This is a genomic window from Streptomyces sp. NPDC059917 (assembly GCF_042730635.1).
Classification (GTDB): domain Bacteria; phylum Actinomycetota; class Actinomycetes; order Streptomycetales; family Streptomycetaceae; genus Streptomyces.
Genome location: NZ_JBHWLC010000065.1, coordinates 1 through 18,094 on the forward strand (window position 1 = coordinate 1; position 18,094 = coordinate 18,094).

Annotated in this window: 15 protein-coding genes and 1 pseudogene; 9 read left to right on the forward strand and 7 right to left on the reverse strand. The window is 71.7% G+C overall.

The window, feature by feature from the left end; genetic code table 11:
- The first annotated feature begins 61 nt into the window (after window positions 1-61).
- From ACFWAR_RS29870 to ACFWAR_RS29895, 6 genes are all read left to right on the forward strand, one after another.
- Window positions 62-736, forward strand: a complete 675-nt coding sequence (locus tag ACFWAR_RS29870; protein ID WP_385783752.1) for an amino acid ABC transporter permease — start codon at window positions 62-64, stop codon at window positions 734-736.
- Window positions 733-1,626 (forward strand): amino acid ABC transporter permease, encoded by an 894-nt coding sequence (locus tag ACFWAR_RS29875; protein WP_385783667.1) that lies wholly within the window; start codon window positions 733-735, stop codon window positions 1,624-1,626. The genes ACFWAR_RS29870 and ACFWAR_RS29875 overlap by 4 nt, the downstream gene beginning before the upstream one ends.
- Window positions 1,627-3,851: 2,225 nt before the next feature.
- Entirely contained in the window at window positions 3,852-5,459 is a 1,608-nt protein-coding gene (locus ACFWAR_RS29880; protein ID WP_385783669.1) for an FAD-dependent monooxygenase, read from the forward strand.
- A 79-nt stretch (window positions 5,460-5,538) separates the two neighbouring features.
- Window positions 5,539-5,586, forward strand: coding sequence for a hypothetical protein (locus tag ACFWAR_RS29885; protein ID WP_311314449.1), 48 nt, complete (start codon window positions 5,539-5,541; stop codon window positions 5,584-5,586).
- 61 nt (window positions 5,587-5,647) lie between these two features.
- Complete coding sequence (locus ACFWAR_RS29890) at window positions 5,648-6,178, forward strand: cysteine dioxygenase (RefSeq protein ID WP_385783672.1); 531 nt, start codon at window positions 5,648-5,650, stop codon at window positions 6,176-6,178.
- Window positions 6,175-6,570 (forward strand): rhodanese-like domain-containing protein, encoded by a 396-nt coding sequence (locus ACFWAR_RS29895; RefSeq protein ID WP_385783674.1) that lies wholly within the window; start codon window positions 6,175-6,177, stop codon window positions 6,568-6,570. Before ACFWAR_RS29890 ends, ACFWAR_RS29895 begins: the two co-directional genes overlap by 4 nt.
- 86 nt (window positions 6,571-6,656) lie before the next feature.
- On the opposite strand, the gene ACFWAR_RS29900 is transcribed toward ACFWAR_RS29895, so the two are convergent.
- The 6 genes and pseudogenes from ACFWAR_RS29900 to ACFWAR_RS29925 all read right to left on the reverse strand — a co-directional run bounded on the left by ACFWAR_RS29900 (window position 6,657) and on the right by ACFWAR_RS29925 (window position 14,893).
- Window positions 6,657-9,209: an FtsX-like permease family protein gene (locus ACFWAR_RS29900; protein WP_385783676.1), complete on the reverse strand. Its 2,553-nt coding sequence runs from the start codon at window positions 9,207-9,209 to the stop codon at window positions 6,657-6,659.
- A gap of 102 nt (window positions 9,210-9,311) precedes the next feature.
- Window positions 9,312-9,941 (reverse strand): annotated as a pseudogene (gene recX, locus ACFWAR_RS29905) (recombination regulator RecX); the annotation flags it as partial.
- The gene (recA, locus tag ACFWAR_RS29910) at window positions 9,887-11,011 is read right to left on the reverse strand and encodes a recombinase RecA (RefSeq protein ID WP_385783678.1); all 1,125 of its coding nucleotides are present in this window, start codon (window positions 11,009-11,011) and stop codon (window positions 9,887-9,889) included. The pseudogene recX and the gene recA, both read right to left, overlap by 55 nt.
- Before the next feature lie 299 nt (window positions 11,012-11,310).
- Complete coding sequence (locus ACFWAR_RS29915) at window positions 11,311-12,858, reverse strand: AMP-binding protein (RefSeq protein WP_385783681.1); 1,548 nt, start codon at window positions 12,856-12,858, stop codon at window positions 11,311-11,313.
- Entirely contained in the window at window positions 12,855-14,057 is a 1,203-nt protein-coding gene (locus tag ACFWAR_RS29920; RefSeq protein ID WP_385783683.1) for a DUF5938 domain-containing protein, read from the reverse strand. Before ACFWAR_RS29920 ends, ACFWAR_RS29915 begins: the two co-directional genes overlap by 4 nt.
- A 26-nt stretch (window positions 14,058-14,083) precedes the next feature.
- Window positions 14,084-14,893 carry an SDR family NAD(P)-dependent oxidoreductase gene (locus tag ACFWAR_RS29925; RefSeq protein WP_385783686.1) on the reverse strand — a complete coding sequence of 270 codons (810 nt, stop codon included), beginning with the start codon at window positions 14,891-14,893 and terminating at the stop codon, window positions 14,084-14,086.
- Window positions 14,894-15,079: 186 nt separating this feature from the next.
- Here ACFWAR_RS29925 and ACFWAR_RS29930 point away from each other — a divergent pair, with 186 nt between their 5' ends.
- Window positions 15,080-15,715 (forward strand): TetR/AcrR family transcriptional regulator, encoded by a 636-nt coding sequence (locus ACFWAR_RS29930; protein WP_385783689.1) that lies wholly within the window; start codon window positions 15,080-15,082, stop codon window positions 15,713-15,715.
- A gap of 216 nt (window positions 15,716-15,931) precedes the next feature.
- Window positions 15,932-16,204 (forward strand): hypothetical protein, encoded by a 273-nt coding sequence (locus ACFWAR_RS29935; RefSeq protein WP_385783691.1) that lies wholly within the window; start codon window positions 15,932-15,934, stop codon window positions 16,202-16,204.
- A 74-nt stretch (window positions 16,205-16,278) separates the two neighbouring features.
- Here the strand turns inward: ACFWAR_RS29935 and ACFWAR_RS29940 are convergent, their stop codons facing one another.
- Window positions 16,279-16,896, reverse strand: coding sequence for a TOPRIM nucleotidyl transferase/hydrolase domain-containing protein (locus ACFWAR_RS29940; protein WP_385783694.1), 618 nt, complete (start codon window positions 16,894-16,896; stop codon window positions 16,279-16,281).
- A gap of 104 nt (window positions 16,897-17,000) precedes the next feature.
- Here ACFWAR_RS29940 and ACFWAR_RS29945 point away from each other — a divergent pair, with 104 nt between their 5' ends.
- On the forward strand, window positions 17,001-17,972 hold the full coding sequence (locus tag ACFWAR_RS29945) for a GlxA family transcriptional regulator (RefSeq protein WP_385783755.1): 972 nt from the start codon (window positions 17,001-17,003) through the stop codon (window positions 17,970-17,972).
- Window positions 17,973-18,094: the final 122 nt, after the last annotated feature.

Genomic DNA, 18,094 nt, shown 5'->3' on the forward strand with positions numbered 1-18,094 from the left:
GCCCGCCTGTCACGGGCGGCGCCGCACCTCGCCGGCCATCCTGGGGAGAGCGCAGGGCATCGTGTTCGATTTTCTTGATTCCGGGCAGTACGACCTGCTCGGAGCCTTCTGGGTGACGGTTCAGCTCACCCTCTACTCGGCGGCCGGATCCCTGGTCTGGGGCACTGCCCTGGCCGGGATGCGCGTTAGCCCCGTGCCCCTCATGCGGGTATTCGGAACCTTCTACGTCAACGTGGTGCGCAATACGCCCCTGACCGTGCTCGTCATCGGCTGCTCCCTGGGCCTCAACCAGACCCTCGGCATCGCACTTGGCGGCAGCACCTTCAAGGACACCGGCTTCCGGCTGGCTGTCCTCGCGCTGACCGCCTACACCGGCACCTTCGTCTGCGAGGCGCTGCGCTCGGGCATCAACACCGTGCCCGTCGGCCAGGCGGAGGCGGCCCGCGCGCTGGGGCTCAGCTTCTTCCAGGTGCTGACCCTGATCGTGCTCCCCCAGGCCTTCCGGGCGGTCATCGGGCCGCTCACGAACGTACTGATCGCCCTCACCAAGAACACCACGGTGGCGGCGGCCATCGGCGTGGCCGAAGCGGCCCTGCTGATGAAGGAAATGATCGAGAACGAGGCGCAGGCGCTCTTCACGGTCTTCGGCATCTTCGCCCTCGGCTTCGTCCTGCTGACCCTGCCCACGGGTCTCCTGCTGGGCTGGGTGGCCAAGCGAGTGGCGGTGAAGCGATGACCTCCGTGCTGTACGACACGCCGGGCCCCAAGGCCAAGGCGCGCAACTGGCTGTACTCCGCGATCTTCCTCGTGGTGCTCGGCCTCGCCCTGTGGTGGATCCTCTCCACGATGGCGGACAAGAACCAGCTCGACGCCGACAAGTGGACGCCCTTCGTCACCGACGGCGAGATCTGGTCCACCTGGCTGATCCCGGGCATGCTGGAGACCCTCAAGGCCGGCCTGATCGCGATGGTCATCGCGCTGCCGCTGGGCGCCCTGCTCGGCATCGGCCGGCTCTCCGACCACCGCTGGGTCCGCGTCCCGGTCGGCGCGTTCGTCGAGTTCTTCCGTGCCGTCCCGGTGCTCATGTTGATGCTCTTCGGATCCGCCCTGTACGTGCGCTTCAGCGACGTCAGCTCGGAACTGCGGCCGCTGTACGCGGTGGTGACCGGCCTGGTCCTCTACAACGCCGCGGTGATCGCGGAGATCGTCCGGGCGGGCGTGCTCTCGCTGCCGTCCGGCCAGACCGACGCGGCCAAGGCGATCGGCATGCGCAAGGGCCAGACCATGGTCCACGTCCTGATCCCGCAGGCCGTGACGGCGATGCTGCCGGCGCTGGTGAGCCAGCTCGTGGTGATCCTCAAGGACACCGCGCTCGGCGGCTCGCTGCTCGCCCTGCCCGAACTGCTGTCAATGGCCCGCCAGATCTCGGCGAACTACAGCAACACCATCGCGAGCCTGGTCGTGATCGCCCTGCTCTTCATCGCCATCAACTTCGCTCTGACCACGAGCGCTTCCGCTCTGGAGGGACGGCTGCGCAAGTCGAAGAAGAGCACCGGCGCGACAGTCGACATCACCAAAGTCATGGATGCAGGAATGGGTAGCGGCGCGGACTCACCTCGGGCATGAGGGCGAACCCCGTTAGCAAGAAAGAGCATTCCGTAGCCACACCCGGAACCATTCCAGACCGCACGCCATACGTTCGAAAACATGCAGGTCGACGACAACCCAACCGTCTTGAAGATAGCAATATCTCCCGCCTGCATACCCACCTGCTTCGCCCTACTGCCGAGGGTTGAGACTCGGAAAGCACAGCGTGACCGTCATTTCTCCTGAGACGGCAGACATGGAGCCGAAATAGGACCCTGCTGCCGGATTCCAAAAACTTCACAAGAGATTGAAATGGCTCGCCGACCACAGGTCGGCGAGCCATTTCAATCTCCCATGCAACACCAACACTTCACCGACATGGACCGTGAGTGAGGAACAAATTCTGGGCATCTGTAACCAGCGATGCATCCCGCAGGGATGGCCATCAATGGATCATCTCGATTGGCCATTTCAGGGATGCGGGAATCCACCTGTGACGTCACAAGGGAGGGGCGGGTAGGGCCCAGGCCCTCGATTCGCCGCACCGCGCTCTGTACAGCGAGACACTCCGAGCCGCAGCTCGCGCTGTCCAAGCGCCGTCTACCTGAAGCGGACCAGGAAATGTCACTCCATGGCGCCTCCATCGGCAAGCAGCAATCGATCGCATAGCATCCCACACCAGACAGACGCCCATTCAAACCGGGCACCAGCTTGAGGGCTGACAGCGAGATGGCATCCGACCTGCCGAATCTCACTATCGAATTGAATTAGGCCAGCCAACCCAATCGACCAAGAGTGCATACGGATGAGCCTCCCTGTCCGGACGATGGACCGGCCAATCCGTCATGCGTCGACCGACGGAAGCCGGTCACAGGTCCAGGTTCAAGTCAGACCTACCCGAAGGATAAAATAGGCCAGGGCGGGAAAACGAATATGGCGCCCCCTCCAGAAAACTGGAGGGGGCGCCATATTCACTTGCCCCTCGTCACGCCGGTCGCGCACGACGCCATCGCGTCAGGGTCGACGCGAAGCGGTGAGGCCTACTAGTAGGACCTCGTAATGAAGCCGCCACTAATGACGGAAGTCTGCGGCGGACAGGGAACGTAGGAGTAGCCGCTGCTATTCCAACCCACTGCATCAACATTGATCGTGGGGCTATTGTCCCACGGGTCGCACCGGACGGTCGCCTTGAAATGGCCGCCGTTACTGTTACTGCATTCAGCCACCCAGCCACCTCCGATCTTGGAGCTGTAGCTGACGCACCCAGTCGGCCAGCCAGTGGCAGCAGCTGCAGCTACGCTCTGGAGTCCCACTACCGACATCGCCGCGCCGGCCAACACTGCCGCGAAAAGCTTCTTCATCTGCCAGTCCTTCCTGAGTTCTCTCACCGTTAGGGGGTGTTGTCGTTGACGGACGTCTCGACACCTGCGGAGGTAGTCCGATAGGACCCCTGGCAGTACGCAAACGAGTACCCGTACTGCTTCCACTTTCCGTAGAAATACAGCACCTTGCCGGATTCGACATCCGTACATATAGCGATAGCCCGATAGGATCCACCATTAGGATTACTGCAATCTGCTTCAGTATTCCATGTTGTGGAAATTGCATACCTGCATCCAGTAGGCCGCGCCGCGGCACCGGATTCAGAAGCGGAGGCGGCAGTACCGGCCCCGAGGGTACAGAGGCCGGCAAGCGCAACCGAGAGCATCGGAGTTACGACGCCTCGCCGGATTCCCGTAAACTTCAGCAAGTTCGTTCACCTATTCTCTTCAGTGGTCACCACGCGAAAAACCATCCGACAGGATGGTTTTCAGCGCGAATGTCACGCGCCCCTCGCGTACACAGATGAATCGTTTCCTCTGTGTCGCCATTAGAGTTTCACGCCCACCAGAATCGGGCAAGCCAAATTCCGATCCTCTGAGGATTACTTGAGCATCACCTCGACCGAACGCCGGAAAGAAGGGGCAAAATAGGGCTTAGCCGCTCCCGCAGAATGAACGAAGGGGCTAAATTAAGCAAGCGACTGGCTGAATTTCGAATGATAAATTCAGGCCGCTCGGTGGCCGGAAATATCTATTCCGACGCCCTCCTGGGCCCCACAGGCAGGTTGCGCGAGGTCCACCTCGCCGGTCTCATGAAATTTCTACCCGCTTCAGAATTCGCGGTCCCGGTTGCTGCCTCACCGACCGACGTCACTTGACGTGGGCCCCTATAGTCGGTTGCATACGTTCTGTGATCACATACCGGACATCGGGAGCCGTGCCGTGGACCCGGTGATCGTCGTGGGCGCGGGACCGGTCGGGCTGACCCTCTCCCTCGCCCTGGCCGGCGCGGGCGTTCCCTCCGTCGTCCTCGACGAGGGCCCCGGCAAGGAGGAACCGCGCCCCGCCCGCACCGTCGTGCTGCACTCCGACACGGCCGCCATGGCGCACCGCCTGGGCTGCACGACCTTGCGCGACGAGGGCGCGCCCTTCGCCGCCTGGCGCACGATGCGCCGCGGCCGGGACACCCACCGGACCACCTTCGAGGACGCCACCGCCCCGCTGCACCTGCCGCAGCACGCCCTCACCCGCGGCCTGCGCGACGCCGCCGCGGCCCATCCGCTGGTCCAACTGGTCACCGACAGCCGCCTCGACGCCCTGGAGCAGGACGCGCTCGGGGTCACGGCGCACACCCGCGGGCCCGCGGCCACCTGGTGGCGCGGCAGCCACCTCGTCGGCTGCGACGGCGCCCGCTCGACCGTCCGCAAGCTGCTGGGCATCCGCTTCCCCGGGCGCACCGGCGTGGAGCGGTACGCCGTGGCGGCGCTGCGCACCGAACTCCCCTGGCCCGGCGAGGCCCTGCTGCACCGCAGCCGCTCCGCGAAGACCGCCGAGGTCACGGCGCGGCCGCTGCCCGACGGGGTCTGGCGGCTGGACTGGCTGCTGCCGCCGCGCGGGGAGCTGGTCACGCCCGACGCGCTGATCGGGATGATCCGCGACACCCTGGCCACCTGGTGCGGGGGCAGCACTCCCCCGTACGACCTGATCGACACGGGCGTCCACACGCTGCACCACCGGCTCGCCCGGCGCTGGCGCGACGGCCGCGCCTTCCTCGCCGGGGACGCCGCCCACCTGCTGGGCGCCCTGGGCACGCAGGGGGTCGAGGAGGGGCTGCGGGACGCCGAGAACCTGGCCTGGCGGCTCTCCCTGGCCTGGCACCAGGGCGCCTCCGAAGCCCTGCTCGACGGGTACGAGGCCGAGCGGCGCACCGCGGTGGCGTCCCGGCTGCGCGCCGCGGACCAGGCCATGCCCGTACTGCGCGGCGGGGGCGGGCTGCGCACGTACGTACCGGGCGCCGCGCGCAGCCACGAAACGCTGCTCACGGACGGCCACTTGGGGCGCGGGCCGCTGGGCGCGCCCCCCGCGTACGCCCCTCCCGTCGCGGTGCGCGAGGTCCCGACCGACACGGAACCGGGGGGCCAGGCGGCGAACGTGCCGGTGACCGCGCCGGACGGATCGACCGTACCGTTGCGCGACCTGCTCGGCCGGGGGCGCCTCCTGGTGCTCCTCGTCGCCCCGGGAACCGGCGTGTGGGACCGGCGGCACTGGGTCGGCGCCGGGCTGATGCCGCGGCTGGCGGACGCGGTCAGCGCCCTGCCGGTGCGCGCCGAGCTGCTGGTCGCCGACGGCTACCCGGGGGCCGCGGCGCACACGGTGCTGCTGCTGCGCCCCGACGGCCACCTCGCGGCGACCTTCGCGGGGGTGCGTCCGGCCGAGCTGTACGAGGCCGCGGACGCGGTACGGGCGGGCGCCCCCGAGACGGCGCTGCCCGCGCTGCCGGCCCCCGCGCCGCGGGCCCTGCCCGAGGCGTCCGCCACACCCCACCCGTGATCGATTGACCCTCAAGTCCACCCGTGGTTCACTCGCGAACATGACCGGTCACGACGTACGCCTGTGGCGGAGGGTCCACATGGACCTCCTCCGCTATGCGGGCTGCGTCTGTCGCCCTTCCTGCTGATTCGCCTTCCTCCCGCGCGCCGACGCGCGCTTTCGCGAACTCCCAGGACGGTCGTTCCTCGATGTCTGCATCCCTGCTCAGCCCTGCCCCGGTGACCTCCGGCCCGGGCGCCGCCGAACTCCTCGACTTCGCCCGGCGCACCGCCGCCGACTCCGATCTCGTCGCCTCCCTCCCCCTGGACCCCGAGGGCCGCACCTGGGTGCGCCTCGACGGCCCCGGGGGCAGCGAGGCCTGGCTGATCGGTTGGCCGCCGGGCACCGGAACCGGCTGGCACGACCACGCCGAGTCGCGCGGCGCCTTCGCCACCGCGCGCGGGCGCCTCACCGAGCACTCCCTGTCCGTCCGGCTGCCGGCGGAGGGCTGGCGGTCCCTGCACCTGGCCTCGGGCCTGGACCGCACGCGGACCCTCGGCGCGGGCGAGGGGCGCGCCTTCGGCGAGCACCACGTGCACGAGGTGCTGAACACCTCGCCGACCGAGCACGCCGTCTCCGTCCACGCCTACTACCCGCCGCTGCCGCTGATCCGGCGCTTCAGCCGCAGCGGGGCCGTGCTGACCCTGGAGCAGGTCGAGCGTCCGGCGGACTGGCAGTGAGCGCCGCCCCCGTCGGCATCGACGAACTGCTGGAGCGGGTCCGCGCCACCTACGAGCGGATCGGGGCGGCCGAGGCCCACGCCGCCGCCCGCGACGGCGCGCTGCTCGTGGACATCCGCTACCAGGCGCTGCGCGAGCGCGACGGCCTGATCCCGGGCGCCCTGGTGATCGAGCGCAACGAGCTGGAGTGGCGCCTGGACCCGTGGGGCAGCCACCGGGTCCCCGAGGCCACCTCGCACGACCTGCGGATCGTGGTGATCTGCAACGAGGGGTACGCCTCCACCTTGGCGGCGGCCTCCCTGCACGCCCTGGGCCTGACCGGGGCGACGGACCTGACCGGCGGCTTCCAGGCCTGGAAGGCCGCGGGGTTGCCGGTGACCCTCCCGGGCTGAGGGGACGGCTGCGGGGTTCCCTGCCCTCCGGGGGCGCCTCGAACGCCGGTGGGGCCGGCATGGCCGGCCCCACCCGGGGCGCCCTCCTATCCCTTGGCCGAGGCCACCTCCACCGGGCGGACCCGTAGGGCCGCGCGGCCGGGCAGGGCGGTGGCGAGGAGGGCCAGGAGGCCCGCCCCGCCGACCACCACGCCGTAGGCCGCGGGCAGCACGGCCGGGGAGGCGCTGCCCGTCATCCCGACGCTGAAGGCGGTGAGGACCGCGAGCGCGATGGCGGAGCCCAGGCCCACCCCGATCAGCAGGACCGCGAGCGCTTCGGTGCGCAGCATCCGCAGGACCTGGCGCCGGGTGGCACCGGCCAGGCGCAGCATGGCGAACTCGCGGAAGCGTTCCGCGGTCGACATCGCCAGCGTGTTGACCACCGCGATCGCGGTGAAGGCGAGGACCAGGCCCATCGCGAGGAGGTTCACCTCGGCCTGCGCGTCCTGCCGCTCGGCCCGCGCCGCGTCCGCTTCGGCGGCGCTCAGCACCACCGTGCCGGGGAACCCCTCCAGCGCGGCGGCCAGCCGGTCGCGGCCGGTGCCCGGTTCGGTCGCCACCAGGACGGCGTCGGCCAGCGGGTCGTCCACGTGCGCGGCCACCAGGTCGTGGGGCAGGGTCAGGTCGCCGAAACCGAGGCCCCGGGCGTAGACGGCGCGGACGGTCACGGTGACGGGGGTTCCGTCGCCCAGGGTCAGGGAGAGCGGGCTGCCGGGCCGCAGGCCCAGCTGGTCGGCGGCCAGTTCGCTGACGGCCGCGCCGCCCGGGCCGAAGGCGTCGAGGCTGCCCGCGGTGACGCGGGGGTCCCAGGTCTTGCCGAGGCCTTGCGGGGTGACGCCCTGGGCCGCGTACTTCGTCAGGCCCACCCGGACGGTCGTGCCCACCAGCTCGGTGGCGGCGGTGACCCCCGGCGTGCCGCGGACCTTCGCCGCGGCCGCGGCGGTGACGCCCGGACCCTGCCCGGCGAGCACCCAGGGGGCGCGCGTCCCGGCGCGGGCCTGGCTGCGGGCCGCGTCGCCGAGGGTCGGCGTGACGAACAGCACGGTGCAGGTCATCCCGACGAGGAGGGCGATCGGGGTGACGGCGGAGGCCATGCGGGTGGCGTTGCCGCGCAGGTTGGCGGTGGCCAGGCGGCCGTTCGCACCGATCAGCTCCAACGGGCCGGACAGCAGCGCGGCGGCGGCGCGCACCAGCAGCGGCCCGAGCAGCGAGACCGCCCCGGCGAGGACCACCACCGCGAGGAAGGTGACCGGGGTGGAGGCGGGCTCGGTGCGCAGCGTGGACAGGACCGCGACCAGGACCGCGCCGCCCGCCAGCAGCAGCGTGCCGATGACGATCCGGGTCCGGGCGGGTCGGCCGCGCTCGACGGCGGCTTCGGCGAGGGCTTCGGACGGGCGGATCCGGGCGATCCGGCGGCCGGTGATCCGGGCGGCGACCCACGCGCCGCACAGGGTGACCGCGACGGCGGCCGCCATCGGGAAGATCCCGGCGGTGCGCTCCAGGGTGGCCGGTATCGCGCCGGTCGCGATGAACCGGCCGTGCAGCCAGGCGGCGAGCGGCAGTCCGGCGAGGGCTCCGGGAACACCGGCGGCCAGGCCCACGAGCAGGGCCTCGCGGCCGAGCATCCGGCGCAGCTGGCGCGGGGTCGCGGCGATGGCCCGCAGCAGGGCGAGTTCGCGGTGGCGCTGCTGCACGGAGAGGGCGAAGGTGCCGACGACGACGAGGACGGCGACGAGGAGCGAGGTGCCGCCCATCGCTCCGCCCATGGAGACGAGCTTGGTCCGGGCGCCCGCCGCGTCGAGGAACTCGACCGGCCCGCGGTCGTCGCCCCGGGACACCTGCGCGGTGGTCCCGGCCAGGGCCTCGCGGACCTGCGCGGCCAGGGCGGCGGCGCTCACGCCGGGGCGGGGCAGGACGCCGATCGCGGTGATCCGCCCGTCACGGGCGGCGAGCCGGTGGGCCTCGCCGGAGTCGAAGAAGAGCGAGGTCTGGTGGCCCAGGGCGTCGGCCGGGGTCCGGCCCGCGGCCCGCGCGACGCCGCTGACCGTGTACGTACGGGGCTCCACGGTGGCCTGGACGGTGAGCCGGGAGCCGGGGCGCAGGCCGGCCGAGATGGCCAGCTCGCGGTCGATGACCACCTCACCGGCGTTCCGCGGGGCCTGCCCCTCGGCCAGGGTGAAGGGGGTCAGGTCGGCGGATTCCCAGGCGTGCCCGTAGGACCGCTTGCCGGTGCCGCGCGCCACCAGGGGGACGGCCTGGAAGGTCAGCTCGGGCACCGCTCGCGCGGCTCCCGGCACGGCGCCGACGGTGTCCAGGGTGGCGGCGGGCAGCCACGCCCGTTCGGCGACGGGCTTGGCCTTCTCCTTGACCTTGGTCTTGCCCTTCTTCTCCGTGACCGTCCTCTCGTGCACGTCCTGGTCCGCGGAGACGACCACCGGAGCACCCGCGTAGCGCTCGGTGGCGACCACTGCGCGCAGGCCCGTTTCGAGGAGGGTGCCGCAGGCGGTGACGAGGGCCGCCGCGCACAGGAGGGCGACGAAGGCTCCGAGGAAACCGGCTTTGCGGTCCCGGACGCTCTGAAAGGCGTAACGCAGCATCATGCGGGCAACTCTGCTGCTCAGGGGCCCTGTTGAGCAGTGGAGCACCCCGGTGTCCCGCCCCGGGGGCTACCCCTACCCCGCTCGGGGGCCGCCGCGCCGGGTTCAGAACGCCCGGTACTCCGGGCCGCCGATGTCCTCCGCGTCCTCGCCCTCCTCTTCGAGGGCGCGCCGCACCACCCGGAGGGCGACGCCCTCCCCGTAGCCCTTGCGGGCCAACATCCCGGCGAGGCGGCGGATCCGCTTGTCCCGCTCCAGACCCCGGGTCACGCGCAGCTTGCGGTCCACCAGCTCCCGGGCGGTCCGCTCCTCCTGCTCGGGGTCGAGCTGCTCCAGGGCCTCGTCCACCAGGGTGGCGTGGACGCCCTTGGTGCGCAGCTCGCGGGCGAGTGCCCGGCGGGCGAGGCCGCGGCTGTGGTGCCGGGACTCGACCCACGCCCCGGCGAAGGCGGCGTCGTCGATCAGGCCCACCTCCTCGAACCGGGAGAGGACCTGCTGGGACACCTCTTCGGGGATGTCCCGCTTGGCCAGTGCGTCCGCGAGCTGCTGCCGCGTGCGCGGGGACCCGGTGAGCAGGCGCAGGCAGATCGCCCGCGCCTGCTCTTCGGGGCTCTGGGGCGGCAGTCCCCGCTCGGCTCGCGGCGTGCCGGAACCGCCCGCCCCGCTCTGCTCCCGCACGGTCAGCTCTTGGCTACGGCGGCCTTGGCCGTCTTGGCCTTCGTCGCCGGGGCCGGAACGGACTTGGCCGCGTCATCGGCCGCCACGGCGGCGCCCGCCGCGTCCGGACCGGGCTCGGCGGCGGGGTCCTTGCGGACGCCCACGCCCAGCTTCTCCTTGATCTTCTTCTCGATCTCGTCGGAGAGGGCGGGGTTGTCGCACAGGAACTTGCGCGCGTTCTCCTTGCCCTGGCCGAGCTGGTCGCCCTCGTACGTGTACCAGGCACCGGCCTTGCGGACGAAGCCGTGCTCCACGCCCATGTCGATCAGGCCGCCCTCGCGGCTGATCCCGTGGCCGTAGAGGATGTCGAACTCGGCCTGCTTGAAGGGCGGCGCGACCTTGTTCTTGACGACCTTGACGCGGGTGCGGTTGCCGACCGCGTCCGTGCCGTCCTTGAGGGTCTCGATCCGGCGGATGTCCAGACGCACCGAGGCGTAGAACTTCAGCGCGCGACCACCGGTGGTGGTCTCCGGCGAGCCGAACATCACACCGATCTTCTCGCGGAGCTGGTTGATGAAGATCGCGGTGGTCTTGGACTGGTTGAGCGCACCGGTGATCTTGCGGAGGGCCTGGCTCATCAGGCGGGCCTGGAGACCCACGTGCGAGTCGCCCATCTCGCCCTCGATCTCCGCACGCGGCACGAGCGCCGCGACGGAGTCGATCACGATGAGGTCGAGGGCACCGGAGCGGACCAGCATGTCCACGATCTCCAGCGCCTGCTCACCGGTGTCCGGCTGGGACAGGATGAGGTTGTCGGTGTCGACGCCCAGGGCCTTCGCGTACTCGGGGTCGAGCGCGTGCTCGGCGTCGACGAAGGCGACGGTGCCGCCGGCCTTCTGCGCGTTGGCCACGGCGTGCAGGGTCAGGGTCGTCTTACCGGAGGACTCCGGGCCGTACACCTCCACCACGCGGCCGCGCGGCAGCCCGCCGACGCCGAGGGCGATGTCCAGCGCGGTCGACCCGGTGGGGATGACGTCGATGGGGTCGTTCGGCTTGTCACCCAGACGCATGACCGCGCCCTTGCCGAACTGTCGTTCAATCTGCGCGAGCGCTGCGTCGAGCGCCTTCTCGCGGTCGGTGCCTGCCATGGGTTCCACCCGATTTGCTTGAGTCGATCGCTTCACGCCATTGACGCTAACGCCTGCCACTGACAACGCGCCTCCACGCCCGCTGCACCTGTGGATAACCCATCAGAATGGATGTTCGATTTCCCTGTCAAGCGCGCCACGCCCACCCCGTCGGGCACCGCCCGCGCCGCGGAGCCGGGCGGTCCGCATCCGCCCGCCTCCGCGACCCGGGCGGCCGACGGGCACCCTCCACTATCGCGCAGGTCGGTGTCCGCCGGTGGCGCGCGACGGCCGCGATGCGGTGCGGCCGTCGCGCCCGATCACGCGAGGCGCCGCTTGACCTCGCTCTTGAGCACCTTGCCGACCTTGGATCGCGGCAGGTCGGGCCAGACCTCCAGCTGCTTGGGCGCCTTGATCGAGCCGATCCGCTCCTTGGCGAAGCCGATCGCCTCGGCGACGCCCAGCGTGGCGCCCGGGCGCAGCTGGAGGACCGCCGTCACGCGCTCGCCCCACTTGTCGTCGGGCAGGCCCACCACCGCGCAGTCGGCGACGGCGGGGTGCTCCATCAGGGCCTGCTCGACCTCGGCGGAGTACACGTTGAAACCACCGGTGATGATCATGTCCTTGGCCCGGTCGACGACGTGGAGGAACCCCTCGTCGTCCAGGAAGCCGATGTCACCGGTGTGGTGCCAGCCGAAGCGGGACGCCTCGGCCGTGGCCCGCGGGTCCTTGTAGTACCCGGCCATCACCAGCGAGCCGCGCACCACGATCTCCCCGTGTTCTCCCGCGGGCACCGGCCGCCCCGCTTCGTCCATGACGGCCACGGTGACCAGCGGGCCGGGCCGACCCGCCGCCGAGAGCCGGTGGGCCAGGACCTTGCCGTCCGCGTCCACGTGGTCGCGCGGGTGCATCGTCGCGACCATCATCGGCGCCTCGGTCTGCCCGAAGAGCTGTCCCATCACCGGCCCCATCAGCTCGATGGCCTCCGCCAGCCGGGTCGGCGACATGGGCGCGGCGCCGTACCAGAAGCACTGGAGCGACGAGTAGTCCGTCGTGGCGGCCCGCTCGTGGTCGAGCAGCGCGTAGACGACGGTGGGCGGCAGGAACGTGTGGGTGACCCGCTCGCTCCCGATCAGCCGCAGGAACTCCCCGACGTCGGGTGCGCCCATGACGACGATCCGCCCGCCGAGGGCGAGGATCGGGAAGCACAGCACCCCGGCGGCGTGCGTGAGCGGGGCGAGCGCGAGGTAGGTGGGGCGGCCCTCGAAGGGGTATCCCATGAGGGTGAGCGCGGTCATGGCCTCCAGGTTCGCCGCGGTGAGCATCACCCCCTTGGGCGCCCCGGTCGTCCCGCCCGTGCCCACCAGCATCGCCGTCCCGTCGGGCAACGGCCGGGCGGCGTCCCCGTCGGCGGGCGCGCCCGCGTCGGGCCCGCCCGCCGTCCAGCGCTCCAGCGACACGTGTCCCTCGACGCTGTCGTCCAGGCACACGTAGGTGGTGATCTCCGGCAGGTGCGGGGCCATCTCGGCGACCTGGGCGGCGTAGGCGGGGTGGTAGACCAGGCAGCGGCAGTCGAAGAGGTCGAGCAACTGCCGTGTCCCGGAAGCCGTGTCGCGCGGATTGACCGGACACCACACGGCGCCGCGCCGGGCGATGCCGAACATCGTCGCGAAGGCCGTGACGTCGTTGTGCGAGAGGATCGCCACCGATGCGCCGGGCTCGATGCCCGAGCGGGCCAGCGCCGCGGCGACGGCGTCCGCGTGGGCCCGGACCTCGCCGTAGGTCATCGTCCGGTCGGGTCCCGTCAGGCACACCGCGTCGGGGCCCAGGGACGCGCCCTTGTCGAGGTAGGCGACGGGCGACCTCACGCGTGCGCCGTGACGATCGGGTCCATCACCAGGCCGAAGTTCTTCAGCACGCCCAGCAGTTCGCGGTGGCCGAAGGCCTGGCAGGCCGAGGCGAAGCCGGCGCGGCGCGGCGGCTGCTGGAGCAGCGAGTAGGCGGCGTACGCCTGGAGCAGGCCCGTCTGCTTGTAGTTCGAGTTGCCGTGCAGCGCCACGTGCACGCGGCCGAGCGGTCCGGAGGCGTACACGGAGTCGATGGAGGTGTTGGTACGGGGGTTCTCGCGCGGCGGCATGTCCGCCTGGAGCCCGGACGCGATCTCCGAGAGGGCCGCCTCCTGGGCCCGCGGCTCCAGCGGGCGGATCCGCTCCTCGAACATGGCGGTGGTGGCGATCACTCCGTCCATCACCGCGCGGTCCATGACGCCGCCGGTGACGGTGCAGGTCGCCACGCGCGGGTCGTCCTTGAACCAGACGGGGTGCAGGGTGCCGCCCCACGGCACGGTCAGCGCGGTGCCGTGCTGGCCGGGGACGACGCACTCGCGGGTGGCCCGGTGGTCCCAGGCGACGTACGCGTTGTCGACCAGGTGGTACCAGTCGGCCTTGAGGATCGTGAAGATGGTCTGCGTGGAGGCGTAGGTCGGGAAGCCCTTCCACAGCGCCAGCATGTCGAGCGTGTCCAGACCGGGCCCCGCCTCCAGGGCGACGTTCGCGGCGATCTCGCCGGTGGTGTACATCTGCGCGACGCCGGGCGAGAGCAGCAGTCCGGCGTCGGCGAAGCGGCGGCCGTACCGCTCCTGCGCCAGCAGCGTCCAGTCCTGTTCCCCGGTGGTGTCCAGGAAGTGGCAGCCGGCGCGCAGCGCGGCCTCCACGGTGTCGGGTCCGTACTTGATGAACGGGCCCACCGTGGAGCACACCACCCGCGCGCCGCTGAACAGCTCGGTGAGCGCGTCGACGTCGTGGGCCACTTCGACGACCTCGTGGTCGGCCGACTCGATGCCGGGGACCTTGTCGAGGACGGCCCGGACCTTCTTGCCGTCGCGCCCGGCGGCGATGAAGGGGACGCGGTACTCGCGCAGGTACTCGCAGATCAGCCGGCCGGTGTAGCCGGAGGCGCCGTAGACGACGACGGGCCGGGTCTGGCTCTGGGTCTGGGTCTCGTTCTGGGCCTGGTTCTGGGTCTGGGTCATGTCGGCGCTCTCGTCCACTCGGATGTGCGCGGTCACGGGCTGGGGCTGCGTCCTCGGCGTCGTCACATGCCCATCCCGCCGTCGACGGACAGCCCGGCGCCGTTCACGAACCGCGAGGCGTCCGAGGCCAGGAAGACCACCGCGTCGGCGATGTCCGCCACCTCTCCGAGGCGTCCCGAGGGGGTGAGCGCCACGACCGCCTCGACGGCGGCCTCCGGCCCGTCGAACAGGCCGAGCCGCGAGGTCTCCACGGCGAGCTTGGTGCCCATGTCGGTGGCGACCAGGCCCGGGTACGCGCAGTTGACGCGCACGCCGTAGCCGAGGCGGCCGGACTCCGCGGCCGCGACGCGGGTGAGCCGGTCGACGGCGGACTTGGTGGCGGAGTACCCGGCGATGCCGGGGAAGGCGATGGTCGCGGCGACGGACGCCACGTTGACGATCGCCCCGCCCGTGCCGCCGCCCGGGCCCTCGATGCGCATGGCGCGCAGGCCGTGCTTGATGCCGAGCATGGTGCCGATGACGTTCACGTCGAGCATCGCGCGGATCTCGTCCGGGTCGGTGTCGACGAGGAGTTGGGTCACCTCGATGCCCGCGTTGTTGACGAGCACGTCCAGGCCGCCGAAGGCGTCGACGGCGTGCGCGACGGCCGCCGCCCAGTCTCCGTCGCTGGTCACGTCCATCACGGTGGCGACCACGTGCGCCCCGGTCCGCGCGGCGATGTCCGCCGCGGTCCGCTCGACGGCGTCCTCCAGCACGTCGCCGAGCATCACGGACGCCCCCGCCGCCGCCATCGCCCGCGCCATTCCGGCGCCCAACCCGCGCGCTCCTCCTGTGACGAGTACGCGCTTGCCCGTCAGATCGAACGTCTCCATGGCGCCGGTCCCTTCACGTCGGAAGTGATGCGCGGCACAACGTAGGACCGCGATTGGACGAGCGTCAAGATATTGTTTGACAGTTGCCCAAAATTTCTTGGACAGTCGTCAAGGCGCCGTGCCGGGACGACGGGGTCGGCTACGCTGCGACCCCACAGTGCTCGTTCCGGAGGGGGAAGCGGCCCGATGACCACGGTCGATCGGCACGGCGAGCGCATCGCGCGCCGCCAGGTCGACAAGTTCGAGGAGCGGCGCCGCGAACTCGCCGGCGCCGCGCTGCAGACGCTCTCCGAACTGGGCTACGCACGGACGAGCCTGCGCGAGATCGCCCAGAACTCGTCCTTCTCGCACGGCGTGCTGCACTACTACTTCCGCGACAAGATCGACCTGATCACCTACTGCGTGCGGCAGTACAAGGCCGACTGCGTCCACCGCTACGACCGGATCGTCACCGACAGCGACACCGCCGGGGAGCTGCGCGCGGGCTTCGCCGCCGGGCTCGCCGAGACGCTGGTGGCGGACGCCGCCGTGCACCGGCTCTGGTACGACCTGCGCTCGCAGGCCCTGTTCGAGGAGTCGTTCCGCGCGGACGTGCTGGAGATCGACGCGACGCTCCAGGACATGATCTGGCGGATCGTCACCCGGTACGCGCAGCTGTCGCGGGCGGAGGTCCTCCCGTCGCCGGCCGCGACGTACGCCATGCTGGACGGCGCCTTCCAACAGCGGTTGCTGCACCACGTGGCCGGGGACGAGGAGGCGGGCGCGCACCTCGCGCAGGACGCGTCGAGCCTGCTGGGACTGGCGGTGCCGGGCGGCGGCTGACGCCGTGGGCGCGGCGCCCCAGGGTCCAGCGGGTGCGGGACGCGGGGGGCTGTTCTAGCGTCGGAGGAGGAAGGAATCGCCCTGTCGAGCCCGTCCGGCGCGGGGACCGGAGCCAGGCGGCGACGTGTCGGCCGCATGCGCTCGGCGCCGTTCCACGCGACCCCGGCACGCCCTGATCCCGGGCCGCGCGCCGATCCCGGAGAGCAGGTGCGCCCCATGCGCACGTCGACCCGTATCGCAAGCGTTCTCACCGGCCTGACCCTCGCCTTCGGCGGCGCGGCCCTCACGGCCCCCGCCGCGCACGCGGACGTCAACACCTGCATCAACCAAGTGGAGCGGGAGCTGCGGGGCGGTGAGGCTCCGGAAGCCGTCCGCGCCGCGTGCTACGTCGGTCTGAGCGGCGCCGACGACGAGTGCGTGGCGGGCCTCGCCGAGAGCAACGTCACCCACGCGACCGCGGTGACCGCCTGCCGCGCGGCCGCCCAGTAGGAGAGCCCGCACCGACCCGCACCGACCCGGCCCGTTCGCGTCGCGGACTCGCGGACCTCACAGGCTCGCGGACCTCACAGGCTCCTGACGAGGTCGTCGAGCGGGACCGGGACCCGTGCGGGGTCGAGGGTCTCGGCCAGCAGGCGGCCGTAGCGGATCTTGCGGCCCTTCTTCGTCCCGAGGAAGCGCCGCAGCTGCCGTTCGCGGGAGCGCCCGTGCTGTGCGGGCTGGCGCAGGAAGGTCTGCCAGGGCCGCAGGTCCCCCTCCTCCCGGATGATCTCCTCGACCCGCGGCGCGCCCAGCGCGCGGATGAGTTCGTCCTCCAGGTCCGCCACGCACACGAAGAAGCCCCGGCGCGGCGCCCCGGCCCGTTCCAGACCGCGGTCGTAGAAACCCTGCTCGCCCTCGTCGCACAGGCCCCGCAGGCGCAGCCCGAGCCCGGGCGGTCCGAGCAGACCGGCGTAGCGGGCGATGCTCATGGCCCCGCCCATCGCCACGACGCACACGCCCTCGGCCTCCAGGTCCCGGCCGCGCCGGGCGGCCAGCACCTCGACGGCCTCCAGGTCGCTCGGCCCCTCCAGCAGCACGGCCGTGCGCAGCCCCAGCTGCGCGGCCAGTTCGCCCGCCGGATCGCCGGGGCCTCCCGCCGCCCAGTGGCCGACCGCTTCCCGGAACGCGCGCATGTCCGTCATGCAGCGATTCTGTGCCCGGACCGACCCGCACGGCACCGCATTTTCGCCGCGCCCCCGGCCGACCGGGGCGCCGCGCTCCCCCGCGTACGCTCGTGCCCGTGCCCGTGCCCGCGTCCGTACCCGCCGATCACCGCCCCCACCGCGTCGCCGTCCTGGTGCTCGAAGGGGCCAAGCCCCTCGACGTCGGCATTCCCGCGCAGGTGTTCACGACCCGCGCGAGCATGCCTTACGAGGTGCGGGTCTGCGGAGCGGCGCCCGGTCTCGTGGCGGGCGGGGACGGACTGTCGTACGCCGTCGCCCACGGCCTCGACGCGCTCGCGTGGGCCGACATCGTCTTCGTCCCCGGCTACCGGTTCCCCGACCGCGACGATCCGCCGCGGGCCGTGGTGGACGCGCTGGTCGCCGCCCACGAGCGGGGCGCGCGCCTCGCGGCCATCTCGACCGGTGCCTTCGCCCTCGCCGCCACCGGGCTGCTCGACGGGAAGCGCGCCACCACGCACTGGCACTACGCGCGGGCGCTCGCGGCGAAGTGGCCCTTGGTGCGGGTCGACGAGAACGTCCTGTTCGTCGACGAGGGCAGCGTGCTGACCTCGGCCGGAGCGGCCTCGGGCATCGACCTGTGCCTGCACATCCTGCGCGGCGACCTCGGGGTGGCCGCGTCGAACCACACGGCCCGGCGCCTGGTCGCGGCCCCCTACCGCAGCGGCGGTCAGGCGCAGTACGTCCCGCGCAGCGTGCCCGAATCGCTCGGCGAGCGGTTCGCCGCCACCCGCGAGTGGGCGCTGCACCGGCTCGGCGAACCGCTCACCCTGGAGCTGCTGGCCCAGCACGCGGCCGTGTCGCCGCGCACCTTCTCGCGGCGCTTCGCGCAGGACACCGGGTACACCCCGATGCAGTGGGTGATGCGGGCCCGCATCGACATGGCCCGGGAGCTGTTGGAGCGCTCGGAGCGGGCCGTCGAGCAGATCGCCGCGGACGTCGGCCTCGGCACCGGCGCGAACCTCAGGCTGCACTTCCAGCGCATCCTGCGCACCACGCCGAGCGAGTACCGGCGCACCTTCGCCCGGGGCGAGTAGCCGCGCCACCCGTGGCGCTCGTGGCGCTCGTGGCGCTCGTGGCGCTCGTGGCGCTCGTGGCGCGATCCTTGCGGACCGTGGCGATCTCGCCGCTGTCACGTGCGGGCGCGGCGCGCGAACCT

What these genes read in the sequence shown, in the direction of transcription:
- ACFWAR_RS29890 (WP_385783672.1), top strand. Translation starts at nt 5,648, where the DNA reads ATGTCTGCATCCCTGCTCAGCCCTGCCCCGGTGACCTCCGGCCCGGGC.
- ACFWAR_RS29940 (WP_385783694.1), bottom strand. Translation starts at nt 16,896, where the DNA reads ATGACGGACATGCGCGCGTTCCGGGAAGCGGTCGGCCACTGGGCGGCG.
- ACFWAR_RS29900 (WP_385783676.1), bottom strand. Translation starts at nt 9,209, where the DNA reads ATGATGCTGCGTTACGCCTTTCAGAGCGTCCGGGACCGCAAAGCCGGT.
- recA (WP_385783678.1), bottom strand. Translation starts at nt 11,011, where the DNA reads ATGGCAGGCACCGACCGCGAGAAGGCGCTCGACGCAGCGCTCGCGCAG.
- ACFWAR_RS29930 (WP_385783689.1), top strand. Translation starts at nt 15,080, where the DNA reads ATGACCACGGTCGATCGGCACGGCGAGCGCATCGCGCGCCGCCAGGTC.
- ACFWAR_RS29935 (WP_385783691.1), top strand. Translation starts at nt 15,932, where the DNA reads ATGCGCACGTCGACCCGTATCGCAAGCGTTCTCACCGGCCTGACCCTC.
- ACFWAR_RS29925 (WP_385783686.1), bottom strand. Translation starts at nt 14,893, where the DNA reads ATGGAGACGTTCGATCTGACGGGCAAGCGCGTACTCGTCACAGGAGGA.
- ACFWAR_RS29875 (WP_385783667.1), top strand. Translation starts at nt 733, where the DNA reads ATGACCTCCGTGCTGTACGACACGCCGGGCCCCAAGGCCAAGGCGCGC.